The sequence below is a fragment of the Anabaena sp. WFMT genome (genome assembly GCF_051781005.1).
Taxonomy (GTDB): Bacteria; Cyanobacteriota; Cyanobacteriia; order Cyanobacteriales; family Nostocaceae; genus Anabaena.
Genome location: NZ_JBPWOA010000002.1, coordinates 654,601 through 679,515 on the forward strand (window position 1 = coordinate 654,601; position 24,915 = coordinate 679,515).

The 24,915-nt window shown below is 39.2% G+C and carries 19 protein-coding genes; 13 read left to right on the forward strand and 6 right to left on the reverse strand.

Annotated features, from left to right (window positions below; all coding sequences use genetic code 11):
• Positions 1–516 precede the first annotated feature (516 nt).
• Positions 517–2,952 (reverse strand): phenylalanine--tRNA ligase subunit beta, encoded by a 2,436-nt coding sequence (pheT, locus tag ACSQ6I_RS03215; protein WP_438888849.1) that lies wholly within the window; start codon positions 2,950–2,952, stop codon positions 517–519.
• Positions 2,953–3,563: 611 nt separating this feature from the next.
• Here pheT and ACSQ6I_RS03220 point away from each other — a divergent pair.
• From ACSQ6I_RS03220 to ACSQ6I_RS03235, 4 genes are all read left to right on the forward strand, one after another.
• On the forward strand, positions 3,564–4,436 hold the full coding sequence (locus ACSQ6I_RS03220; RefSeq protein WP_438888851.1) for an SDR family NAD(P)-dependent oxidoreductase: 873 nt from the start codon (positions 3,564–3,566) through the stop codon (positions 4,434–4,436).
• Between the two features lie 318 nt (positions 4,437–4,754).
• Complete coding sequence (locus ACSQ6I_RS03225; protein WP_438888853.1) at positions 4,755–5,558, forward strand: hypothetical protein; 804 nt, start codon at positions 4,755–4,757, stop codon at positions 5,556–5,558.
• A 35-nt stretch (positions 5,559–5,593) separates the two neighbouring features.
• Positions 5,594–6,913 (forward strand): hypothetical protein, encoded by a 1,320-nt coding sequence (locus ACSQ6I_RS03230; protein WP_438888855.1) that lies wholly within the window; start codon positions 5,594–5,596, stop codon positions 6,911–6,913.
• Positions 6,914–6,945: 32 nt separating this feature from the next.
• Entirely contained in the window at positions 6,946–7,197 is a 252-nt protein-coding gene (locus ACSQ6I_RS03235) for a hypothetical protein (RefSeq protein ID WP_438888856.1), read from the forward strand.
• Between the two features lie 185 nt (positions 7,198–7,382).
• On the opposite strand, the gene ACSQ6I_RS03240 is transcribed toward ACSQ6I_RS03235, so the two are convergent.
• Together ACSQ6I_RS03240 and ACSQ6I_RS03245 are read right to left on the reverse strand one after the other, a co-directional pair.
• Entirely contained in the window at positions 7,383–7,682 is a 300-nt protein-coding gene (locus ACSQ6I_RS03240) for a hypothetical protein (protein ID WP_438888858.1), read from the reverse strand.
• A gap of 60 nt (positions 7,683–7,742) precedes the next feature.
• Positions 7,743–8,321: a hypothetical protein gene (locus tag ACSQ6I_RS03245; protein ID WP_438888860.1), complete on the reverse strand. Its 579-nt coding sequence runs from the start codon at positions 8,319–8,321 to the stop codon at positions 7,743–7,745.
• A 54-nt stretch (positions 8,322–8,375) separates the two neighbouring features.
• Between ACSQ6I_RS03245 and ACSQ6I_RS03250 the strand changes: the two genes are divergently transcribed.
• The gene (locus ACSQ6I_RS03250; RefSeq protein WP_438888862.1) at positions 8,376–9,863 is read left to right on the forward strand and encodes a glycosyl hydrolase family 57; all 1,488 of its coding nucleotides are present in this window, start codon (positions 8,376–8,378) and stop codon (positions 9,861–9,863) included.
• A gap of 6 nt (positions 9,864–9,869) precedes the next feature.
• On the opposite strand, the gene ACSQ6I_RS03255 is transcribed toward ACSQ6I_RS03250, so the two are convergent.
• Positions 9,870–10,670: an exosortase-dependent surface protein XDP2 gene (locus ACSQ6I_RS03255; RefSeq protein WP_438888863.1), complete on the reverse strand. Its 801-nt coding sequence runs from the start codon at positions 10,668–10,670 to the stop codon at positions 9,870–9,872.
• A 937-nt stretch (positions 10,671–11,607) separates the two neighbouring features.
• Between ACSQ6I_RS03255 and ACSQ6I_RS03260 the strand changes: the two genes are divergently transcribed.
• The 4 genes from ACSQ6I_RS03260 (at position 11,608) to ACSQ6I_RS03275 (ending at position 17,262) form a co-directional block, all read left to right on the forward strand.
• On the forward strand, positions 11,608–12,657 hold the full coding sequence (locus ACSQ6I_RS03260; protein WP_438888999.1) for a permease: 1,050 nt from the start codon (positions 11,608–11,610) through the stop codon (positions 12,655–12,657).
• A gap of 69 nt (positions 12,658–12,726) precedes the next feature.
• On the forward strand, positions 12,727–13,506 hold the full coding sequence (locus tag ACSQ6I_RS03265) for a TIGR03943 family putative permease subunit (RefSeq protein WP_438888864.1): 780 nt from the start codon (positions 12,727–12,729) through the stop codon (positions 13,504–13,506).
• A 73-nt stretch (positions 13,507–13,579) separates the two neighbouring features.
• A complete protein-coding gene (locus ACSQ6I_RS03270) occupies positions 13,580–15,085 on the forward strand; it encodes a hypothetical protein (RefSeq protein WP_438888865.1) in 1,506 nt (501 codons plus the stop codon).
• 563 nt (positions 15,086–15,648) lie between these two features.
• A complete protein-coding gene (locus ACSQ6I_RS03275) occupies positions 15,649–17,262 on the forward strand; it encodes a hypothetical protein (protein ID WP_438888867.1) in 1,614 nt (537 codons plus the stop codon).
• Between the two features lie 41 nt (positions 17,263–17,303).
• Here the strand turns inward: ACSQ6I_RS03275 and ACSQ6I_RS03280 are convergent, their stop codons facing one another.
• Positions 17,304–19,370 carry an NAD(P)/FAD-dependent oxidoreductase gene (locus ACSQ6I_RS03280; protein WP_438888868.1) on the reverse strand — a complete coding sequence of 689 codons (2,067 nt, stop codon included), beginning with the start codon at positions 19,368–19,370 and terminating at the stop codon, positions 17,304–17,306.
• A gap of 162 nt (positions 19,371–19,532) precedes the next feature.
• Here ACSQ6I_RS03280 and ACSQ6I_RS03285 point away from each other — a divergent pair, with 162 nt between their 5' ends.
• Positions 19,533–19,766 (forward strand): hypothetical protein, encoded by a 234-nt coding sequence (locus tag ACSQ6I_RS03285; RefSeq protein ID WP_438888869.1) that lies wholly within the window; start codon positions 19,533–19,535, stop codon positions 19,764–19,766.
• Between the two features lie 38 nt (positions 19,767–19,804).
• Here ACSQ6I_RS03285 and ACSQ6I_RS03290 read toward each other — a convergent pair whose 3' ends face one another.
• A complete protein-coding gene (locus ACSQ6I_RS03290; RefSeq protein ID WP_438888871.1) occupies positions 19,805–21,676 on the reverse strand; it encodes a ShlB/FhaC/HecB family hemolysin secretion/activation protein in 1,872 nt (623 codons plus the stop codon).
• A 429-nt stretch (positions 21,677–22,105) separates the two neighbouring features.
• Here ACSQ6I_RS03290 and ACSQ6I_RS03295 point away from each other — a divergent pair, with 429 nt between their 5' ends.
• The 3 genes from ACSQ6I_RS03295 (at position 22,106) to ACSQ6I_RS03305 (ending at position 24,813) form a co-directional block, all read left to right on the forward strand.
• A complete protein-coding gene (locus ACSQ6I_RS03295) occupies positions 22,106–22,684 on the forward strand; it encodes a COP23 domain-containing protein (protein WP_438888872.1) in 579 nt (192 codons plus the stop codon).
• Between the two features lie 99 nt (positions 22,685–22,783).
• Positions 22,784–23,674 (forward strand): S1 family peptidase, encoded by an 891-nt coding sequence (locus tag ACSQ6I_RS03300; protein ID WP_438888873.1) that lies wholly within the window; start codon positions 22,784–22,786, stop codon positions 23,672–23,674.
• Positions 23,675–23,730: 56 nt separating this feature from the next.
• Positions 23,731–24,813, forward strand: coding sequence for a S1 family peptidase (locus ACSQ6I_RS03305; RefSeq protein WP_438888874.1), 1,083 nt, complete (start codon positions 23,731–23,733; stop codon positions 24,811–24,813).
• Positions 24,814–24,915: the final 102 nt, after the last annotated feature.

Below are 24,915 nucleotides of genomic sequence, written 5' to 3' on the forward strand. Positions count from 1 at the left end.
TTCCACTATCTTATAAAGAAACTTACAAAATTTTCATCAAGAAGTAGTAAAGTTTAAATGAGAAATATAAAGATTTAAAAGTAAGCATAGTTTTATAATAGGTATTTTCTGTAATTAAGGATATTAATTATCCTCTAGGAAATAGCTATATATAACCATTAAAATTAGAGAAAATACAGATAATAAAAAGCAATCATAATTTTTTTAATGCTTGATTAGATCATAAATTTTATGTTTGATTAAGATGATGTTTGAAAAGTATCAGAATTGATTGAGATCCCCCCAACCCCTTAAAAAGGGGGGCTAAATTCTTCAAAGTCCCCCTTTCCAAGGGGGATTTAGGGGGATCTACAAGTGTTAGATCCCACACGACAAAGTTTATGGCTACGCCACGCAAGCTATCAAACATTCTCTAAGAAGCGTGGGATCAAAGAAATCTATTTGAGATTTTAGGCGTTCATGGTAATAATAATTGGGAATTGGAAAAAACTCTTACCAATTACCAATTACCAAATCCTAACTTCTCAAACTAACACCAAATTTTTCTACTAAAGCGGTGCGGACTTTATTATGAACTGGTTCAACTTCATTTTCGGTGAGAGTGCGATCGCTTGAACGATAGACTAGACGAAACGCTAAACTCCGCTGTCCTTCTGGAACGTGTTCACCACGATACTCATCAAACAATTCCACAGAATCGAGCAAACCTTTACCCGCTTTGGTAATCACCTTTTCAATTTCTGAAACCGTGACTTTGACAGGTGCAAAAAAGGCAATATCTCTGTCACTGGCTGGATAGGTAGAATAAGATTGGAATTTGGGAACCAACAACTCATCATCATCCAACGCATTTAACAGCACATCCAAACTTAATTGGAACACATAAACGGCTTCTGGCAAACCTTTTTCTTTTCGTAATTGGGGGTGAACTTGTCCAAAAGTCCCTAACCTATTACCCCGTACCCACAAAGAAGCAGTGCGTCCTGGATGTAAACGAGAATCTCGATTTTCAGGCTGAAATTCTACTAATAAGCTAAATTGCTTAAATACACTTTCTAAAATGCCTTTAGCTTCAAACCAAGTAATCGGTTGTTCACGACCACCTCGTGACCATTTACCCAGAGTTGAATCACCACCGATGATCCCCGCCAACATTTCAGCTTCTTCTAAACCTTCTTCTTCTCGCCAGAAAATGCGCCCAATTTCAAAACCATTCAGTACCCCATTTCCCTGCTCAATATTATATTGACAGGCATCAATTAACCCAGCAATCAAATCAGTCCGCAATGCCGAATATTCTGCAAATAAAGGATTTGTTAAGACTACTTGCTGATTTTCCCCTGGCTTAACTAAAGAATAATGAATTAATTCTGTTAAACCTTCAGCCCGTAAATAAGCGCGTAATTTGCGAATTAATTCTTGATCTAAGGGTAGATAGCCAGCTTCCGACTTTTCTGGTAAGGTGTCGCAGAATTTGTCATAACCGTAAAGACGGGCTATTTCTTCAATTAAATCAATTTCCCGTTCTAAGTCGCGGTAACGATAGGGAGGGACGGTAACTGTCCATGTGCGTTCTCCACTACCAACTAATTCACACCCTAATGCAGTTAAGATTTTTTCTACATCTTCTGCTTCTAGTACTCCCGTTTCTTCTCCCAATTCAATTGGTCCTAGGACTTCATTAACTCTATCTAAACGCAGTGCTATGGAATGTGACCAGGTGGAAGGGTTAGGACGATGATCAGAAATTTCTTGCTGAACAATTACACCCGCTGCTAATTCGCTAATTAATGATAAAGCCCGGTTACAAGCTGTTTCTAATTCAGCGCGGTTAACTCCTCTTTCATATCTACCGGAAGCTTCACTTCTTAACCCTGCACTGCGAGAAGAACGACGAATAGCAACAGAATCAAATAAAGCCGCTTCTAAAACGAGGCTTTGTGTACCTTCATGAACTTCAGTTTCTTCGCCACCCATTACTCCTGCTAAAGCTACAGCTTTGTTGTTAGCAGTAATTAATAAATTTTGAGTTGAGAGGGTGCGGGTTTGGCCATCTAAGGTTTTGAGGGTTTCTCCAGCATCAGCAAAGCGGACACCAACGGTTAAATTTTCGCCCCCAGCTACAGATTTTAAGCGATCGCTATCAAAAGCGTGTAGAGGTTGTCCCCGTTCCAACAATACAAAGTTGGTGATGTCTACCACATTATTAATTGGTCGTACCCCAGCAGCAAGTAAACGCTGTTTTAACCATTCTGGAGAGGACGCAATTTTTATCTGTTCAATTACTGTACCAATATAAGCAGGGCAAGCTTCGGGTTCAGAAATTTTTAAACCTAAGTTACTTGTACCTTTGGTAATTGTCACTTCACCAGGTGCGGGAATAGATAATTTTCCACCAGTTAAAGCTGCCACTTCCCTAGCTATACCCACCATACTCAAAGCATCAGCACGGTTAGCAGTAGTAGCAACATCTAAAATTACATCCTCTAAACCCAACAAGGGACGCACGTCGCTACCCAAGGCTAAATTTTCTTGGGTGAAAATATGAATTCCATCTATATCTGTAGGTAGACCTAGTTCTTTTAAAGAACAAATCATCCCATTGGATGGCACACCGCGTAGTTTTGCAGGTTTAATTTTTAAGTCGATATTTGGTAAATAAGTACCTGTAGTGGCAACTGGGACATAAATATCCGCACGGACATTAGCCGCACCACAAACAATATTTAAAGTTTCATCTGCCCCAATATCTACTGTACATACACTCAGTTTATCAGCGTTGGGATGGGGTTGACGCTCAAGCACTTTCCCCACAACTACGCCATTTGCCCAAGTCCGGCGATCTTCAATGTCTTCTACTTCAAACCCAGCTATTGTCAGGGTTTCCGCCAATTCTTCTGGGCTAAGTTTTATTTCTACTAGTTCCCGCAGCCAATTTAGAGAAATACGCATGGAGTGTGCTTGTGTTCGGAATAGTCTTTTGCTGCTCTCATTTTAGGGTTTCTAGTCGGAAATTGAAAAATGAACATTAATCATGAGAATAGAGTCCGTTTGATTGCCGGAAACAGGGAACATATTTAATAGTCCTTTTATGTATGGGTTTGAGATGACTGTCTGTTCTCATATCTCCAACTTTTTGGCCTCCTGTTCCCTCAATTGTCAAGGTATCAATACGGGGATCACCCAGTATTCATAAAAACTTATCAAAGAAAATAATTTTATATATATGCTTCGTAAACAAATGTTAAGCAATTCTTATTAAAAAAGATTGCAATCTCTTGATTTAGTTGCTAACGTGTGTAGTGGCAACATACTAGTGAATGCTCGGATTAAAGAGAGGTAAAACCGATGCGCTGTATCCACGCCAATAGACTTCAGTTTTGACTATCCTACCAACGAGAAATTTATGCTTCGTATAAGCAATAGAGGGGTATTGCAGATTAGCTAGAGATTCTCGTTCGACTAGTATTACCAATCATCAATCTATTACCAATCATCAATCGTCTGACCTTTGGATTGCAAAGAAGCAAGAGGTAAGGCGAAAAATTTGGAGGTGAAAACCGATGAAGATTCAAGGCAAAGTTGCTCTCATTACGGGTGCTTCCCGTGGAATTGGCAAAGCGATCGCACTAGAATTAGCCCAACAAGGCGTAAAGCGGCTGATATTGGTAGCACGCGATCGCCAGAAATTAGCCGAAGTAGCGCAAGAAATCGAAGCTTTCGGCACCGAAATCATAATCATGGACTTAGATTTAACTGAATCAGTCAAAGTTAATATAGCGATCGCTCAACTATGGCGCACAGATGGCCCTATACACCTTTTAGTTAACTGTGCAGGAGTCGCATATCAGAACTCATTTCTGCAATCAAAACTCCCCCAAGTCCAAGAAGAAATCTCCATCAACTTGTTAGGAATGTACAACCTCACGAGTCTGATAGCCCGACGTATGGCCAGTCAAAAAGAGGGAACAATCGTCAATGTTTCCAGCCTCATGGGGAAAGTTGCAGCCCCGACAATGGCCACCTATTCAGCCACCAAGTTTGCAATTCTCGGATTTACCCAAGCCCTCCGTCGGGAACTAGCAGAACACAACATCCGCGTTGTGGCTTTACTTCCCACCCTCACCGACACAGACATGGTGCGCGACTTAAAACTATTTCGTGGAGTCACCCCCATGACACCCCAACAAGTAGCCCAAGCACTCACCAGAGGACTGGAAAAAGATTCATCAGAAATCTTAGTCGGATGGCAATCTCATTTAGCAGTTTTGTGTCAGAATCTTGCCCCTTGGTTGCTAGAAATAGTTTTAAGACTAGCAGCACCAAGAAAACAACCCCAAACCAATTTAATCAAGAGTTTGGTAACAAAAATCCAGCATTTTAGCAATTCGTTGTTCTCTAGAAATAGGCTGGCTTTCGGTTCAGCCCGTAAGTAGGAAATGAAGAATGTAGAGACTTTGTTTAACGCGAGTTCGACGAAGTTGTAAAATCCCTCTCTCTACGGATATACACAACTCCTAAATTCCTTGTCTGCTAAGATACAAGCCTTAGTAGGCAAGGTTTTAAGATGATAAATTTTTGTCAATAGTCTTGGCTTCTTTGTGAGAGCGTTCGATAACTGTATATTCTGTAAGTTCTTGTATAATTAAAGAATTAAAAAAGCAATTCCATAGGTTGCCTGTTTTGTAGTGTATTCGCTATCTTTCCAACAGAGCAGCATTTGGTCTATTACTTCTTGCTAATATAGTTTAGCTATGCGTGATGATTTCCCCTCTGCGACAAAAGAATTACTCGCAAAGCGAGTAGGCTATCGTTGTTCAAATCCTTCCTGTCTTCAACTAACAAGTGGACCTCATAAGGACGTTACAAAGACAGTTAATGTTGGTGTTGCTGCACATATTACGGCAGCATCACTTGGAGGTCCTCGTTATGATGCTTCTTTATCTCCTGCGGAGAGGAGTTCAGCACACAATGGAATATGGTTATGCCAAAAATGTTCCAAGCTTATAGACACTGATGTTATTAGATATTCTGTTAATTTCTTATATGAATGGAAAAAAACGGCAGAAGAATTAGCAATTAATGAAATTGAGAGTGGTCATAGTCATACTAAATTACCACTTACCTTTAATACTTCAAACGATTTATTTCATAAGCGGCTAGAGGCTTGTCATATCCTTTTTTCTGAAGTTCAGAAAGTGTCTGGTGTGATTAGCAAACTGTTCAATACAGAAGAATTAACGGTTGAAGATAAACAAGAAATTGCCTTTAAAGTTGGTTTTAAAATAGCTGAATTAGCTGACAAATTAAGCTTTTATATTGAACGTGAAATTATTGTGCATATTGTTGGAACATTTATTGGTTTAGAAAATTTATTTATGTTAGACAACCCTCATATGCAGCAAAATGAGATTGATGATTTTAACAAAAATATTAGAATCGCTTATAAGATGCTTGAATCCATTAGGGATCATGGAAAATTGGATAAATCTATAAAAAGTTCAATTACTGAGTATTATAATCGACTTCGAGCAATTCAATCTCAAGATGATTCATAAATAGAATAAGTTGAAATTCATATAATTGAGGTAAAATGTTAGATTCTCATAAGCCATTAATATTACTTCTCGGAGATATTGATCATGAAGGGGTTACAAGTAAGATTACATCTACAGGAGGACAGTACAAGAAAAAGTTATTGAATTCAAGTGTTGATAATTGGAAATCAATACTGAAGTTGTTTGATGAATTTTCTATTAGTCAAATCCTTATTAAATTAACTCCTTATACTTATGAATTAATAAACTCAGAGTCTTATAGAGGTGTAGCTGAAAAGTTATTTGATAAAATTTCTGAATTTCCAAATATTGTTTTTGTGTATGAATTTCTTTTTTCTGGCATTAAAGAATCTAGTTTTGAAAGCCAAAATAATAAGTCCCAATTCTATATAGACTCAAAATCTCCTGAACCCATAACTAGGTTATTTGTAAATGAAATACTTGAAAGTAATAACCTAAATATTATTGTATATAAAAAGAATGCAGAATTGACCATTTTAGCACTGACTTTTATAGAACAAATTGAACAAAATTTGTTATTCCGCATCTATGTTCCTTCTAACAGAATATGGTCTTTAGAAACTGACAAGCTACTTCAACTTTTTAGGGACTATTTATCGAAGGTTAGTAACCTAAATATATCATTAGATCAATATCGTACAAATCAAGGAACTATTTTTGAGTTTCATGGTGATGAAAACATTTATAGTGCAAATATATCGAAAGAGTTTGATGATTTTTCAAAGTTTTTAGATATCTGTATATCTAACCCTAACAGTGCAGAAGTTTTGCTACAAAATAAGGATTTAAGTCCTAGAGCGATATATGAGATAGTTGAGCGATACTCCAAAGAAGCAAAACGCCTTATTGTAGATATAAAGCAGGAAAGAGAAAGAAAGCTTCTTGGCGTTCAGCATAGGCTAGAATCAGAGCTTGCTGATATTGTGCCTCCTAATTTTGATTGGCAGGTAGTTAATATGTTGGTAGATTCTGTAATTCCACGGTTGGATGGAATTAGTTCTGTATTGGGAATTTACCAGTCGTTTCCACAGATAACTTCACCTTTAACAGTTAATATTAATCCTCAAATCTTCAATAAGGTTGAAGGTATTGTTGCTCAAGAAATCACTGGTGACATATCCTTTAATGAAAACATCAGCAAGCTCTTAGAGTTAATACAGAAGCATGGGAATAATAAATCGGCTGAATTGACTTCCGCAGTGTATGAATTAGCTGATAAAAGTGCATCAAATTCAGGGCGATTAACAGCTAGGCAAAAGCTTAAGAAATTTTTATTAAGAATTGGCGATTCAGGGACTTTACAGGCGTATGTCGAAAGTCAATTTGGCTTATAGATGTATTTGATATTGAATGGAATGATAAATTTATGAACAATATTTCTACGGATGAATTAGAACAAAAAATTGCAGCAGGAGAAGAAATTGTTGATCAATATTTTGATCCTACATCTACTAGAGTAGGTACACCTCAATTAATGACTGCACGAAGATCACAAAATTCTGTTCCGACACCTGTTATTACTAGCATCCAACAAACATCGTCTATTTGGAATTTAGGTTCAAACCCTGTGGAATGTGATGTAAAAGATGGTGCAACTAACCATGATCATTATCTTTAATAACCCATAAAAAATATCTGTTTCAATCTTGAATTTGCAATTAATTATAATTTTTGTAGGTTGGGTTGAGGAACGAAACCCAACAGATCCTTGTAAATGTTGGGTTTCACTTTGTTCAACCCAACCTACGTAATTTCATTATTTTGAGCCTAACTGAAAAATATTGCTTGCGGAATGTCTCGAAATCACTCATTTTCTAAAATATATTTACTAATAACTTTTTTCAATTCATCAGGTGCTTCAATAGCTATAGCTGCACCCAAATCTGGACGAATAACCCACCACCAAATTAAAATTTCTAAACGACTAGGTGGTTCAGAATTAGGACACAATTCAATATAACCTTCATTTACCCCAATCAGATTAGAACATAACATATTAGCTGTATCTACCCGTTCATCCAATTTTTCAAATTGTATGATATTTTCCCAAGCCACTTCATTGGTAATTGAGCTTAAAATTGATTGCACGTCCAAGGTTAACATTAAACTGTACCTCCAAAAACTTTAATAACTCGTTGAAATAATAAATATTTTAGTCTGCAATCAATTAATTTTCTTTCTCACATAAAACCGAAAATACCCAAACCAAGAAAATACATTAACTGCAACTAACAAACCTGCACCCAAATAAGCTTGAATACTGGAAAATAAATAAATTGTTGCCCCTAAAACCAATAGAATTTCTAGCAAAGCCGCAATGCGTCCATAATGCTTCACATCCCAATAAGAAATAGGACTAATAAAACGATAATTACTGAAAGGGAAAAAGTGACGATGAGCATCATTGTTATGAACTGGTAAATCTAACAAAGAAGGCAACACCATACTTATAAAAACCACCTCAATTACTTGCCAATTCCCGATATGGGCAATTAATAAACCCAGCAACGCTAAGGGGATCGAATGAAACGTACTGACAATAAATTGCCAAAAAGGTTGATAATAAACCTCAGACCAAATTTGACGTTCTGGTAAACGGTAAACAAACTTCATCAAGAAGTAGAACACAAAGATGGGAATATCTGGAAGGACTGCACCGATAATAATCGCTGGACTAGCCTGAGTTCGTAATTGTTGATTAAAAATCACTAGATTGAGAATTGCGTGACTGGGGGTATTCATAGCCAGATATCGGTGCAAGATTTATAGTTATACATTGTTTCGGAGCAACCAGAAATGTTTCAATTACCTACTAATCTGCCCAATTTGCCCGAAATCATTGATGATTTACCAAATATATCTGGTTGGGAAACAGAAGTTCTTTCTGTAGTCAACCATAATCAGCCTGTATTTTTACCAACAACTAATATTAAATTAGCAGATGTAAATGCAGTATTTGCGATCGCACTCCATATGCACCAGCCCACTATACCAGCTGGACAGAATGGTTCACTCATCAGCAATCTGCAATATATGTTTGAACATCAGCAGGAGGGAGACAACCACAACGCAGCCCCCTTTGCGTATTGTTACAGCCGTATAGGTGACTTTATCCCTGAATTAGTCAATCAAGGTTGCAACCCCCGTGTCATGTTGGATTACTCCGGTAATCTCTTGTGGGGACTCAGACAAATGGGAAGAAGCGATATCCTCGACAATCTTAAACGTATCACGTGCGATCGCACCTATCAGCCTTATGTAGAATGGTTGGGAACAATGTGGAGTCACGCCGTCATTCCTTCCACACCCATATCAGATATTAAACTGCACATCATCGCTTGGCAACAACATTTTGCCGCAATTTTTGGTTGGGAAGCACTAGCGCGAGTCAAGGGATTTTCACCACCAGAAATGCACCTCCCAAATCACCCCGATACCCTCTTTGCATTCATCAAAGCCCTCAAAGAATGTGGATATCGTTGGTTACTAGTACAAGAACACACCATAGAAACAATTAGCGGTGAATCCATCACTCAAAAACATTTACCACATCGTTTAATTGCTCGCAATTCCCAAGGAGAAACCATTAGTATTACAGCCTTAATTAAAACCCAAGGTTCAGATACAAAATTAGTTGCTCAAATGCAGCCATATTATGAAGCCAAAACTTTATCTAAACAACAATTAGGTAATGTTTTAGTACCACCTATTGTTAGCCAAATTGGTGATGGTGAAAATGGTGGTGTGATGATGAATGAATTTCCTAGCGGTTTTAAACAAGCTTGGGGAGATATGGTGCAGAATGGAGGAGGAAAAACTGGAGTAGTCGGTGTCTGTGGTACAGAATATTTGGAACTATTAGAAAATGCTGGTTGTCAACCTGAAGATTTTCCCCAATGTCAGCCAGTAGGACAGCATCAAATTTGGCAGCAGATTGCACCAAATAATTCTCAACCAGATGCTGTAGAAAATGCCATTCAAGAAATCAAAAAAAATAACCCCAATTTTCATATTGATGGGGCATCATGGACTAATCATATTAGTTGGGTTCAAGGATACGAAAATGTTTTATCTCCCATGTATGAATTAAGTAGTTCATTTCATCAGAAATTTGATCAACTGTTGTCTAATAACTCAGATGAACCTGTAACTAGACAACTTCACTATCGCCAAGTTTTATTACATAACCTGTTACTGCAAACAAGTTGTTTTCGATATTGGGGACAAGGTGCTTGGACTGATTATGCACGGGAGATATACCAACGTGGCGAAAATTTACTTTAACAGTAATTAAATAGAATTCTGTTTCAACTGACGACGGCGTAATAAAGCGAGTCCAGCAACTGCACCTAACCCAAGTATAGTTGTTGGTTCAGGTACAGAGGTTCTAGCTATTACCTTAAAATCAGGGCCACTATAGCTTGCTTTAGATGTTAATCTCAAACCACTTAATTCAGTCACTCCTAAATCTTGGAGACTAATACCCCAAGAACCTACATTTTGAGCGCCCCCAATTTCTTTGGTGTCAATTTGGAAGCCAGCATAGTTAGTGGATTTTTTTGTTTCTGTAAGTTGTTTGAAACTACCGATTAAATTTCCAGAAATATCCAATGCTTGAATACCTAATGTACTATTCTGACCACGTTCCCAAAAGAACAGGTTATCCAACCCTGAATTATCTTTGAAAATTTTGCTGTCAAAGAAAACATCAATAGTGAAAGAACCGTCATCTTCTGTATCAATGATGTTATTTAAGTTGTTATTACCCAAAAAAGCTGCAATAGAATTACCTGTAGGGTCTTCGGCTGTTGCTAATGGTGAGGTTGCATTATCACCTTTATCGGTACTAGCTGCACCACTGTTAGAGTTTGTAGTGTTTTTGGGTGTATTGTATTTAATAACAGCCTTGTTGACGTAAGAGAAGTTATTAAATGTTTTTCCATTTTGAGTAATGGAGTTTAAGATCACATCATTTTTAGCATTTGTCTTGGTAACATTGCTGGTAAAAGTTGCAGCTTCAGCGGAGTTAGCACCGGATAACACAGCACCGAAAAGCAAACTTATAGAGATAAATGCACTTTTAATTTTCATCAAATTTTCCCAGATTTATATAAGTTGGCGTTTTTTTGCTTTTTATTGGCAATTAACTCCAACTATCTCGGAAAACTGAGAATTTGTAACCCGAAAATATGCTGGTATATTTTTTTTAAGTCAATTGCGACCACAAAACATGAATTATTTCGTTTATTGATGTGGGTTTCAAGGTAGACAACAGTATTATCCAGTAAATATGGAAATGCGGAAAATACTGTTTACTTAGGTGTTTGAATATGAAGAACCTGTGAAAATATGCATAATGCTAATGAATTAGACATTTCAGGAGTTATGATGGGAGAATAAAATGCTTATACTTACCGTGTTATTATCAGGGTATTCATAGTAGCAGTGAGTATTTTTATCAAAATTTATCTATAATAGTCTTGCTTTTTAGTATTTTTGTAGTGAAAAAGTAACCAATATCAAGATCAACTCCGAGCAGGACTGACTACAAACAAGGATGAAAGCAATCAAGCTTAATACCCAAATATGAAATTATCTGCCAAAACTGGCTTAAGAACAGGACAACTTTAAATAATTTATGATCTTACAGATGGGTGGTTGAAATATTTAATTGTAACTATTTGGTATATCAGATCATCTGAGATATTGTCATCAGTAGTAAATATACTCAACTAAAAATATCTATCTAGTGCAGCAGGGATAAAATAACTATCCAGTCAAAAAGTTTAAAAAAGCTCAATAAGTAGGAGTAATTCATGAATTAGTTCTACCACACTTTTGCCTTCTACTCACATCTCCTTGCATATACTATCAGGAATTGCTTAAATAACCCCAATATGCCTAAATGACTGAGTATAATGATTGTTTACTTTTCTAGTTCTGCCTTTGATCCCCATTTGATCCCCATTTCGATAAAATGACTAGGCATAACCCTAAAACTCAAAACCGCTTTTGACTGCGACGCATGATGAATCAACTGAACAACGGTTTTACGCTATTTCTAAGTCTGCTAGTCGAGGCGATGCCTTTTTTGCTGCTGGGAGTGTTATTCTCCAGTTTTCTGCTGTTTTTTATTGATGAGCGTAAATTAGTAGAGAAAATGCCGACAAATCCTCTGCTGGGGGCTTTAGTAGGCAGCATGATTGGCTTTTTGTTTCCGGTGTGTGAGTGCGGTAATGTGCCGGTTGCACGGCGGTTATTGATGCAGGGAGTACCCACACCCGTAGCTATTGGCTTTTTACTAGCAGCACCGACAATTAACCCAATTGTGATTTGGGCAACTTGGACAGCATTTCGAGATCAACCAGAAATAGTAGTGTTAAGAGTTGTATTGTCTTTAGCGATCGCTACTATTATCGGGTTTATTTTCAGTTTTCAGCAAGACTTAAGCCCTTTTGTACAACCTGTAATCGCTCGTTATCTGAAATATAATCCACCTGCTAAACCAGAAGCTAAACGCAAAGGAAGACGTTACCAAGTACCAGCAGCAGCTAATACCCTCTTGCAATCAGGAACCTATATTCTGGGCGGTAAAGCAGGTATATCCACCAGGATAAGTGATAATTTAAGCCCGACAAATCTCTCAACTTCTAACCTCAATAAACCTGTTGCAGATAAACTCCGTCTAGTATTGGATAATATAGTCCAAGAATTGCGGGAACTAGGAGGCGTGATGGTTTTAGGAAGCGCTATTGCGGCTTCTATTCAAGTCTTAGCACCCCGTGATCTCATCCTCAGTTTAGGTGCTGGGCCAATCACCTCAATTCTAGCTATGTTGGTTTTAGCAGCAGTAGTATCAATCTGCTCTACAGTCGATTCCTTCTTTGCTCTATCTTTTGCCTCAACTTTTACCAGTGGTTCTTTGTTAGCATTTCTGGTATTTGGCCCCATGATTGACATTAAAGGCGTTGGTTTGATGTTATCAATTTTCAAACCTAGAGCTTTATTTTATCTATTTGCTTTAGCCGGACTATTGACATTTTTCTTTACTTTACTTTTGAATTTGCACGTTATGTAAGGTTTGGCATTAGTTATATCGACTGTAGTTGCTCGTTGTATTTTTTTAATAAAAAATGACGAATAAAAAATGACTTCAATCCAAAATCCAAAATCCAAAATCCAAAATCAGTTGATCCCTTGGCTAGATGTACTAGCAATTACAGCTTGGGGAATATTAATGCTGAAATATTGGCTCACGGGTAAACTGAATTTGTTGATTCACCCCGATTATTTTTGGTTAGTAATTATGGGTGCAGTTGGGTTAATAATTGTTGGTGTTTTCAAGGGGGCGCAACTTTGGAAACGCCGTCGTCGTTATGAAGCACCTACGAATAGTGATCAACATATAAATTTATTTCCTCCTGGTTGGGGTAGTGGTTTGCTGCTAACCACAGCAATTTTAGGATTTATAATTACCCCTCGTGTTTTTGCTAGTCAAACAGCACTAGATCGAGGTGTAACTGAGTTACTCGGAGCAACACGCTCCCAACCCCAAGCCTTTCGCGCTACTGTTCGTCCAGAGGAGCGATCGCTCATAGACTGGGTACGCATCCTCAATGTCTATCCAGAACCAGACGCATATACTGGACAAAAAGTTAAAGTCCAGGGATTTGTGATCCATCCCCCAGATTTAGATAAAGACTTTTTATTATTGGCAAGATTTGTGATCACTTGTTGTGCCGCAGATGTCTATCCAGCAGGCTTACCCGTTCAACTTCCAGATAATCGCGATCAGTATCCACCAGATGTGTGGCTAGAAGTAGAGGGACAAATGATCACAGAAAATGTAGCTAATAAACGCCAACTTACTATCAAAGCTACCTCCCTCAAAAAAATTCCCCAACCTGAAAATCCTTATAGTTATTAGAGAACAGGTGACAAGTGACAGGTGACGGGGAACAGGTGACAGAGAATAATTATTCACCAATGACCAATGACCAATGACTAAATCATATAAATTTATTCAACCACTAGATCGAATAGCGATCGCTCTCATGCTCCTCTTAAGTTTGCTGATTGGATTCGTCATCTTACAAGGTGACGCAGTTAAGCCCATCGTTAGGAATTTTAACTGGCAAAATCAACAAATTGGGGCAGAAGACACAGCTTTTAGCCTCACGTTTAGCCGTCCAATGGACACCAAAAGCGTCGAGGATAATTTAAAAATTGATCCACCTCTAGCAGGTAAAGTCAGTTGGGCAGGAAGACGGATGGTTTACACACTACTAACACCCGCGCCCTATGGCACAAATTATAAAGTTTTATTGCAAGGAGCTAGAGACAAATTTTCAGAAGTAGAAGGAAAAAAGAGAGAAATTCAGCCTTTTAGCGGTAGTTTTAGTACTCGCAATCGCGCCTTACTTTACATAGGAGCTAATCAACAAGAACAAGGAAAGTTAGTACTCTACAACCTAACTCAAGAGCAAAAGAAAGTACTTACCCCCCAAGACATAGTTGTCATGGATTTCGAGCCATTTCCTAATGGAGAAAAAATATTATTCTCTGCTCGCTCTTCCAAGAATCCAGACTTACTCTCAGCCCAACTATATACAGTCACAACAGGCATTGCCAGCAAAATTGATGAACAACCAGAACCAGCGGGCAAACTTGACCTGATTTTAGATAATAAAGACTATCAAAACCTGAAATTTGATTTATCCCCTGATGGACAAACAATAGTTGTTCAACGAGGCAAAAGAGATAATCCAGGAGATTTTGGCCTGTGGTATCTTCCAGCAACCACCGATAATTATGGAAACCGACCTAGTCCAAAACGCTTAGAAAGCCAACCCGGTGGAGACTTTCTCATCACACCAGATAGTAAAGCTGTCGCAGTTGCTCAAGGACAAGGAACAGCAATTTTATCCCTCGAAGGAGATGCCACTAAACCACTAGATTTTTTACCACAATTTGGACTAGTCCAAGCTTTCTCTAAGGATGGTTCACAAGCCGTAATGGTCAAATTCAATACAGACTATACGCGAGATTTATTCCTAGTCACCAATCAAGGTGTACAGAAACAATTATTAAAAACAACAGGCTCAATTCTCGGTTGTGATTTTGATCCTGCCTCACCCACCCTCTACTGTTTGCTCACACAGCTAGTATCACAAGAACAATATATAGAACAGCCTTATTTAGTAGCAATTAATCTGAAAACTGAGCAGCAGAAACCACTATTGATGCTGCCTCCAGCCCAACGAAATGTGCAAATGAGTTTAGCACCTGACGGTTTGGGTATATTGTTCGACCAAGTAGTACCAATGCAAAATAGTACGGCACAAACTTCTTTATCTGCCAATACTTTAAAAACTGATGATGGAGAACCGATTGCTACTAGTAGTCTGTGGTTAATGCCTCTGCTACCAATCACTGATTTAGAAAACATCGAAATCAAGCCAGAACAACTACCTCTAGTCGGCTTTCATCCCCACTGGCTACCTTAAAAAAGGGGACTGGGATGATGGGGTAATTGGGAGGAGGAAGCCAATTACCAATTACCAATTGCCTGCCTTTGAATGTAAAATTTGATACCCTGAAATCAGAAAATCTCTACCTAATTGTAGTATCTGACTAGATAGCGCCAGGGGCATAATATTTTTTAGCAAATTAATATAACTTTTAACCCACGTCAAGTAGGTTCACACCCTCTACCACTGGGGGACAAAAAGACTACATCATACAAAAAGTTGACGCACAAGAAACCGACAATGTTATAACGGCGTTATCAGCGACAATTTTAAATGCACAATTAGGAAACTCTCTAATGACTAGTACATACAGTCAGGTACAAATAGCTAGACATTTAAAAATAGACAAAAAAATTAAATTCTATGAGCATTAAAGCTTTCTGGCTTTTGCCTATAGCCTAGCTACCTTATAGTACTAGCCACTCATGCTGAAAGAGAGTTAAACTTGGCTTCTAGAGGAAATCCTGAATTTAACGCAGTTGATCAGCAATGTTGTCATAAACACTACTGAATACTTTTAAGCAGGTGGGTCAAGAGTGATGAATATAGCTGACACCTCAAACAACGGCACTGTGATTGAACCCCTAAATTCTGCAAATTCGCCATCATCGGATCTGGCGGGTTGTCCCTTTTACTCAGTTGTCCATGATGAAAATATGGCCGTGACTAATTTACCACTCCTGAACCCAGCCGCAGAACAGCAGTGTGAACCCGTAGTTAATACCCAAAAAGACTGGGTTGCAGAACCTGACAGTCAGAAACAAGCAGTTGTAGACTCTGAATTTCATAAATTACTGACGCTGAATCAAGAGTTAAGCACAGCTAATGGTGACTTGTACTCTCAAGTAGAACAGTTAAAACACGAATTAGCTGAAGCAGAAAAGATTTTGCAATGGCAAAAAAAACGCTCCAGCGTCACTGATTCGATGCTAAATCAACAAACTCAGGAACTCTCAGCTGCACAAGAGCAAATTGAGTCCCTATTTCAACAGTTAGAAACGGCTGAACAAACTGTTCAAAATCAAGAAATTTTCATCGAAACTCATAAAGCACATTTACAAATTAGCCAGCAACGCCTAGCTCAATTAGAACGCCAGTGTTCACTGTTGCAAACTAATTACAGTGAACAGTCTCAGCAGTTATTGCACTCAGAAAATACTTGTCGGGAGTTGCGGACTAGACTGATGCGCCAACAACGTCAAACGCTACAATTTAAAGCGGCTCTAGAAAAATGTCTAGATACATCTGTTCCTAACTATGACACCCTAGAGGATAAAGCCCATCATCCCCATGACGTAACTGGTGGACATACAAGATTCTCTAGAAAAGCGCGATCGCTATTCCCCAATGCACAGCCCATTAAACCTTGGTCAGCAGAATCAGATTTTGTGAGTGATACCTGCGGGAGTTTACACCAACACGTAGAACACCAACACGCAGATAGTTCTTGGGTGGAACCGTTAACGCCATGCTCACACGAAAAAAATTACTCTGCGCCAATACCTGTATCTTCTGAAAACTGGTCGGATGATAAATGTACCTTCACACCGACTGAAATAGCTGCCTCTTTAGAAGATAATGAACCTGTAAATACATCAGAAGCTGTTTCTAATTCTAATTCCTCCAACATAGACCAGCAGTTGGAGAGTCTGATTCAAATGTTTTTTACCTCTGTGCCTACATCAGTAATTCCACTAACTACGGGAGAGAATGAGCAAAGTAATCAAGCTGATACGCCTATCTTGGAAACGTTAGCATCTATGACGGAGAATGCTGAAAAATCAAAAATTACAATAGAACAAGATTTAGAGACGGATATTATTAATACGGCTGCTACTTACAGTATAGGGGTGGATGATTTTCTCATTTCTGCCTCTAATGATCCATCAATAATTCCCACTTCTCCACACCAAGAAATAAATGCTGTAGAAATTGAGGACTATTGGTCAGATGTCTCACCATCTACAACATCGAAATTACCAAAACACAATTTTTCCGCAGAACCGTTGGGTGAATATCCCCAAGATAATAAATCACCTTCACCGTTGATTTATCCCCAGCGTCCACCCAAGGGGCGCAAGTCATTAGCATCGGTAGAACTACCAAATTTTCGCACCAAGGGTCATGAATCAAAGGTCAACGATGAAGAGTAAGAGTCATCAGCACTCAGTACTCGGTACTCGGTACTCGTTACTCAATAATGACTAGTTTGAGTTACTGCTTTTGGGTTAACTTTGACCACCTGATTGTGCCATAGTGGTTTGCCGGTAGAAATTGCATAATTAATTGTTAACAACTTTAACCACAGTCCGGGATAACGGGGTTCTAGCCAAGATTGATTTGACTTGAGGAAACTAGCGAACCATTTACTTAAAAAAGTACTGAATAGGGCGTGAAGACAGAAGTTGAAATAATTACCCAACCATCTAAGCAAATCTTTAAGCCCAGCCATTTGCCATATCCATACTAGCAATGCTGGATTTTTTCTCGCTGCTTTCAGGGCTAGACGGTTAAAGGTTAACCAATCACAGCGATCTTTAATGAAATTATCTGCCACTTCCGGGGGTTCGTCTGCTAATAAGCCAAAGAAGGTATTGAGCATAGAATTTACCCTTTGGGGGGGGATAAATTTCCCTGTGGGAACCATCATGCCTTTAGAAAATAGCCAGGTAACAGAAACGTTACTTTGGTAGGCACGGATTTGGTTTAAATGCTGGAAACTCAATAAGTCATGTTTGAGGGCTGTATTTAATAGGGTGGTTAAACGTTCTAAATTGCGAACTAGGGAACCAAATCCGGTGAATATTAGGGGTGACTGGAGTGAGGCAGCATCACCAATTGCAATTAATCTATCAAAAGCAATTGTGCGATCGCTACTACTAACACTAAAATGCCCCGGTATATAGCCAAAAGTCGGCTTTTTCCACACCAGTTTGTCCATGTCACAGCGACGATACTCTGGCAAAATCGTGAAAAAGTCCTCATACATCTCCAGCAAAGAACCAGGATTTTTCCCATTCACCTCATGATAATGAAACAGATAAATCGTTAGTTCTTCCCCAACCCCAGGGAACAACTCCCAAATCAACTGTCTACCTCTAGAAATATCTCCATGACTATAGAGAACATCTCCATAATCAGAATCCCAGACTCCCGGCTCAAATCCCGTCTCAATCACTGCTCCCACAGTTGGACAAACACTATCAAAAGCCCTCCCACCATTTAATTGCCAAGCAATAGGTGAAGCAGTTCCCATCGCATCTATCAGCAATCTTCCACTCACTTGCTTTTCATTACCACTAGGCAAATGCTTGACACTCAAGATAACTTGTGTATTACTCACATCTGCTCGGATAAACTCTGTTTCATCCCAGATATCACCACCCGCAGCTTGTAGTTTTTGTCCACATATTTGCAGTAATTTTTCAGAATCTAGAGCTATATTCAGCACAGTAGGCGTGTGTAAAATCGGTGCTTTGAGGTGAGAGGGATTATTACCATCAAAAAATTTATTGAAGCCGTCTTTATACTCCCTGGCAATAATTGTTTCCAACTCAGCATTTGTCAGCAAACCCAAATTAACCAAACATTGGATTTCATCACGGGAAATATTCCATTCCCGATTCATTCTGCCAAAAGGTAAACGTTCCACCAACAAGACTTTATAGCCTAACTTAGCCATCAAAGCCGCATGAATTGAACCTAAAGCCCCACCAATGTAAATGAGGTCATACTGGAGATTGGGCTTTCCCTCTTCCCTGTGTTCCGCAGAAAATACCACCTGACGAGGCTTTTGCGGATTTCTTACCCCTTCTCGCCAACGTTGCTCCCACCAGTAAGCACGCTTGAGATCATTTTCCCCATTAGGCATTTTCTGAAAGTACTTGACAGTTAGGGGATAATAAGGTTCTAGCTCTGCGAAAATCGACTTTTGGAAATCAATTTCTGGTAGTTCTGGATAACTATGGGGGAAGTGACTGCGTATTCCTGTAGTTAGACGTTGGAGAATTTGCCCCTCATTAGCAAAGGGTTTCTCAGCCCAACGGAAGACCTTGAGATAAGTAGTGTGCTGTACCGACCAGACAAACACAGAAAGTTCATCTGGCAAACCTTCCTCAACAGAGACAACAGGGCTTCTCAGACGAAAACCATCTGCTGTCAGCAACTTTTCCCCATTCCCCGGCGCAAAATCTACCTGTAGCCAGTTGCGTACAGCCGCAGTGTCAGTTGTAGGAACTTCTAAGTAAAGAATCTCTTTCATATTTCTGCTGATATCTCCCATCGATCTACTCACTACGAAAGATTTGACAAAGGTAGGAAGTGCGTTAGACTCCGCCCTATCAGTTGCATCACAATTGAATTAAGAAATTTTAATAGGTTGTTAAATTTATTAATCATTTTAGAACTTCTGTAAACTCATACCATGAATTATCCTATCCCAGACAGTCCCCAAGAAATTTTTGCACTTCGACAACAGCCAGTTGATGAAGAACTGGTAGCAGCCGTAATTGCCGGAGTGGTTCAACTTGTTCGCGCTCAAGGTCAATCTTTAGAAGAATTAACTGCCCAGGTGTTAGCGGATGACACTGTGTTAGATAGACAACAACGACGTTGGCTCAGTAAGTTGGTTGCCCAAGCGTGGGATAGTTTCCCCTAATCCCTCTAAAATCGGGAATAGGGACTGCCGCGATGAGTTTAAAGCTTATATCCCATACTGAAGTAAAAGCCCTCATCCTGAGCATTTGTACCCCGGTCATCTAAGTTAATTAAAGGAAGACCATAGTCTAATCGCATATTCAGACTAGGTATGAGTTGCCATAAAACTCCGACTCCAGTACCAGCTAAAAAGGTTTGTTTCTGTAAGCGGTTGGGGTTATCATCCGTATTCCAGACATATCCTAAATCAAAAAATGGCGCGACTTTGATTAATGGATTTCCACCAGCATCTTTGTGTAGTGTCAGTTGGTTTTCCAGCACGAATCGGACTCCGTTGTCACCTGCACGGGCATTTTGCCGATAACCACGCACTGACTGACCACCACCAATCACAAATTGCTGTGAGGGTAATAAACCATTGGGGGTTAGTTGTACTTCAGCTTGGGCAATTAACATATGGTTATTACTAAAGCGTTGTACTCGCTGTACTTGTCCTAACCAGCTGAAAAAGTTTCCATCAGGAATGGGATCAGCGTTGCTGGTGGCATCGAATACGTCAATACCAAGACTGAATAAAGAACGTAGAGACCAAGCACCTTGAATATCCCGTGCTAAATAGTCTTGTCCAAATTTAATTACGCGAGTGCGGCTGTTACCTTCGTCGTCTGGTCCAAACCCAAATGCTGTTGGACCTGCAAAGGTAAAGGTTTGACCATCTTGGAAAGTAAGCCCTAATGATAAGGCAAATTCTTGGCGGGGCGATCGCACTAATGGCTGTCGAAAACTAATTTCATAGATTTGGGACTCTCCCCGAATATCGAAATCCTGAAAAGGTTCTTGGATGACTTCGTTATTATTAATTGCTGTTCGCAATTGCACAGTCCCGTTCATTGCATTCACTGGGAGGCGATAACTGAAATCATAGATATTTGAGCCTCCCTGGGCGGTGAAGTAATATGATGCTGCTAGTTCATCACCCAATCCTGTGAGATTACGATAACTAGCGTTAATACCAAATCTTTCAGAACCAATGCTTGGTGGGGAATAGTTATCAACGCTTAATGCTGCTTTTAAGGAGTTAGCTTCGGTAACTCTAACTACTAAAATATTTTGACCCACCTGAGTACCAGCACGCAAGCTGGCTTCTACATTAGAAAATAAGGGGTCTGCCCGTAATAATCTTAACTGGTCTTCTAGATCACCTGTGGCTAAAGGTTTACTAATTCCTAAAGCTACGCGCGATCGCACATAATCAGGATTTAGGCGTTTTGTGCCTTCAATTTCGATTTTCTCTACACCCGCTTCAATTACCCCAATTTTTGCTACACCATCGCTAATTGTTTGGTTGGCTAAAATTGCTCTTGAGGTAATATAACCCCGATCTAAGTAGAGTTGGGTGATAGCATTCGCAACTTCCCTAAGTTCTTCCAAACTTACAGAACGCCCTTCAACTGACTTAGTTAGGGAATTTAACTGCTCTTGGTTAAAAATTGTACTACCCGTTACCTCAATTTTATCAACCTGAATCTTTTGGCTGACTGTCGCTGGTACGTTTTCTGGTACAGATTCTGATGGTACTATCTCCTGATTTTCCGGTGATAGCGGTTCGGGAATGGGTGCTGGTTGCAGAAATCTTTCTTGATTGGGATTATCGGATTGATTCCCCACTTGTACCAGTAGATTATCTGGTAGTTCTAATAATACTAAAGAATTTAGTAATTCAGTGCTGCTGAGTGATTCCTGATTGGACGCAACTTGTTTGTTTTCGACTTGTGCCAGCAGATTGTCTGTTAGTTCTGACGTTACAACTGAACTAGACAATTGAGCATAACTAGCTGATGCAGAGACAACTAAGAGCGCACTGGGAATTAAAAATACATTCCATATTGTACCTTCCAAATGCCAACGCATAAAATTATTACCCCTGTATTTGATTTTTATACTTATATCAACTTCTTGTTCCAAAATTAACACGCCATGTCACCTCTGGATACATTAATGGCAAAATTTTGGGTTTTTTCGATAAATAGCTGAAATGAATTGAGATCAAATAGCGTGATAAGTCATATTTAATACTTAATTATTAATCAATAACCTGAATCGTTACGGAATTATAGTAAAAATTTTAAAAAGTTACTTAAAAAAAATAAGTACGTACTATAAGTAAATTTACGCTTACTATGCTATATGATTATGAGGTAGTCTATTTATAAGTTATTAAACCCAACAAAAAATAAACAACTCATAAGTTATGTAAAGTAACCAAAGCGCAGAATTCAAAAGACTTGCTTTTAAGCAAAGAGCATACTTACACAATCACTTTATTTAGGAGAGAATAAAATGCTACGTAAATCCTTAGCAATCCTCAGTGGAGCAGTTATTGTCAGCAGCTTAGGTGCAGCAGTTAGCAGCCCCAGTTATGCTGACCTCTCAGGTCCTTTTAGCTGTGATACAAATAGCTTAACAACTGTTGTCGGTGCAAAAAGCTACCCTGTCATGCGCTGGAGAACAAACGAATTTGCAGGTTCTGGTTATAACAGTGTCCGCAGGTGTATCGAAGTATCGTCAAGATTTAACCACTTTCACAGCACAGGTCAGTTAAACTACATTACGGCTGGGGTGGTAAGAGGAATGCCTGTAGTTTGTGCTACCTCTGCTGGTGGTTCATGTAATAGCAGCAATGTTTTATTCACTTTGAATCGCAGAAATAGCCGCAACTTGGCAGGTATTCTGCAAACATTATTTGATAATAAAGCTGGTGCTGCTGGCGCGGTTATAAACGAATCTTCTGAGCGTGTTTACATCGACGTGAATAAAATGTTGACTGACCTGGGTGTAGATGCTAATACACCCGGACAACAAGAACCCGGTGTAGTTAAGAACAACCCAAGCACAGCACCCAGTGGTGGTAGCTGGTAAGACGTTGAAAGTTCGATTAACATAGACTAATCCTCCTCCTCAAAGCTGAAAATGTGATGGGGAGGAATTAATAGTTAACTGTTGTTGAGTTAGGCGAACATGGATTTTTCTAGATTTAGTGTTGTGGCTTTAATCAGCTGTCTGTCTTTTGCTTTTTCAACCAAGGCTGTGTACTCCATAGAAAAGCAAACACCAACTGCCGATGTAGAGATTTCTCAGCAGTATGAAAAAATGTCAGAACAGAATTTGCGTCAACAAGCCCGCGCTATCACAGTGAAAATTATGGCCGGAGAAAGTTGGGGTTCAGGAATTATTATCCAAAGAAAAGGTCAGAGTTACACAGTTCTTACCAACGCTCATGTTTTGAGAATGGGTAGTAATTATCAAATCCAAACTCCCGATGGTAAAATTTATCGAGGCCAAACAATTAAGGCTGTGAATTTCAATGATGATGACTTGGGATTACTCAGTTTTAAGAGTAGCAGTAATTATGCGATCGCCTCAATTGCTAAATCACCCTTAGCAATGGGAGAGAAAACCTTTGCTGCTGGCTTTCCCCATGAAAGCAGAACTTGGTCATTCACAACCGGAAAGATTGACTATATCTTACCTAAATCTTTTCAAGGTGGTTATCAAGTTGGTTACAGCAATGACATCCTTAAAGGCATGAGTGGTGGACCTGTACTCAATCAGCGTGGTGAACTGGTAGCAATTAATGGTAGACACAAATTTCCTCTTTGGGGAAATCCCTTTATTTTTGTAGATGGTTCTACCCCAAGCGTACAAACTCGTAGCAAATTTGAGTATTCTAGTTGGGCTGTACCAGTAGCAACATTTCTCAACAGCGCCCCCCAATTTTCTCAAGGTGTAACTAACCAATCCGCAGCATCATTTTACACGGAAATTGAGGTTGATTCTCTCTATTCAACTTATGCACCGCAAACCCCAGTACCTGCAAATCAGACCAACCATTCTATGTGGATTTGGTAAGTGATTGGTATGAATTTGTTAATAGACATAAATTAAAAGTTTCAGGAAATAGCATCATGTTAAATCGTTATTTATTATCAGGTTGCTTTATTGGTTCAGCAATGGTTATGGTAGCCAGCCCAGCCATTGCTAAACAGGCATTATCACCCAAAGAAGTGGCCAGTATTGCTAAATCTACAGTAGTGCAGATTGCGCCTACAGTTAATTATCCCGGTTCAGGTGTAATTGTTGGCAGCTACAAAGAAGATGGCAAAAACGTTTATGTAGTACTAACAGCCAACCACGTTGTTCAATACAGCGATGATGAATATAAAGTTATCACTCCCGTTCCCCTAGAAGGAGACAGAAGACGGCAAAAAATTAGTATTTCCACGGAGAAAGACATTCAGAGATTGCCAGGGGTAGATTTAGCCATTGTCAAGTTTCGCAGCGAACACAAGTTTAATACCGCTACCCTTGGTGATTCTGACCATACAACTGAAGGTGCTGGTGTCTACGTTTCTGGATTTCCTAACCCTGATCAAGCAATTAGAAGGCGTGTTTTTCAATTCACTTCTTCCCTCGTTTCCAGTCGTTTAGATGGAGATACAGTGGCAGGTGAAGAAGACACCGCAGTAGATAATGGATATGCTATATCTTATACAGCTACCACTAGGACAGGAATGAGTGGTGGTCCGGTTTTCGATGTAGCAGGGCGAGTTGTCGGTATTCATGGCAGAGGTGGGAGAGAAGAAGCACCTAAGCTGCCAGTATCCCAACAGGGTAATCAAGAAAGTGGACCTCAAATTGTTCCCGATAAAACCGGATTTAATTTAGCCATCCCTATTCAGACTTTTCTGAGAAAATTAGCGCCGAATGCTATCTATACATTAGGCATGAAATTGGATAAATCTGAACCAGGGACAGCGCAGTTGTTTGCTACTAGAGGCGGTTCTGTAGACCCCAAAGATCCCCTCAAAACTAACATTATAGAAGAAGAATCGTTAGATGAAGCTGTTGAGGTGGTTAACCAATCTCATAGAAATAACACTCCATCCCGTCCTACATCTACTCCAATTACTCCGTCTCGTTCCGTACCTATTCAACCAACACCCATCGAAAATCCTCCTTCTAATCCCTCTGGTTCTAATGTATGGTGATTAAAATTTGTTACAAATTAATAAGTCATCATCACGTCTTTTAAAAGACAGGATGCTAAAAAGCTCGCAATTGTGGGCTTTTTAGCGTTTAACAGTAAAAAC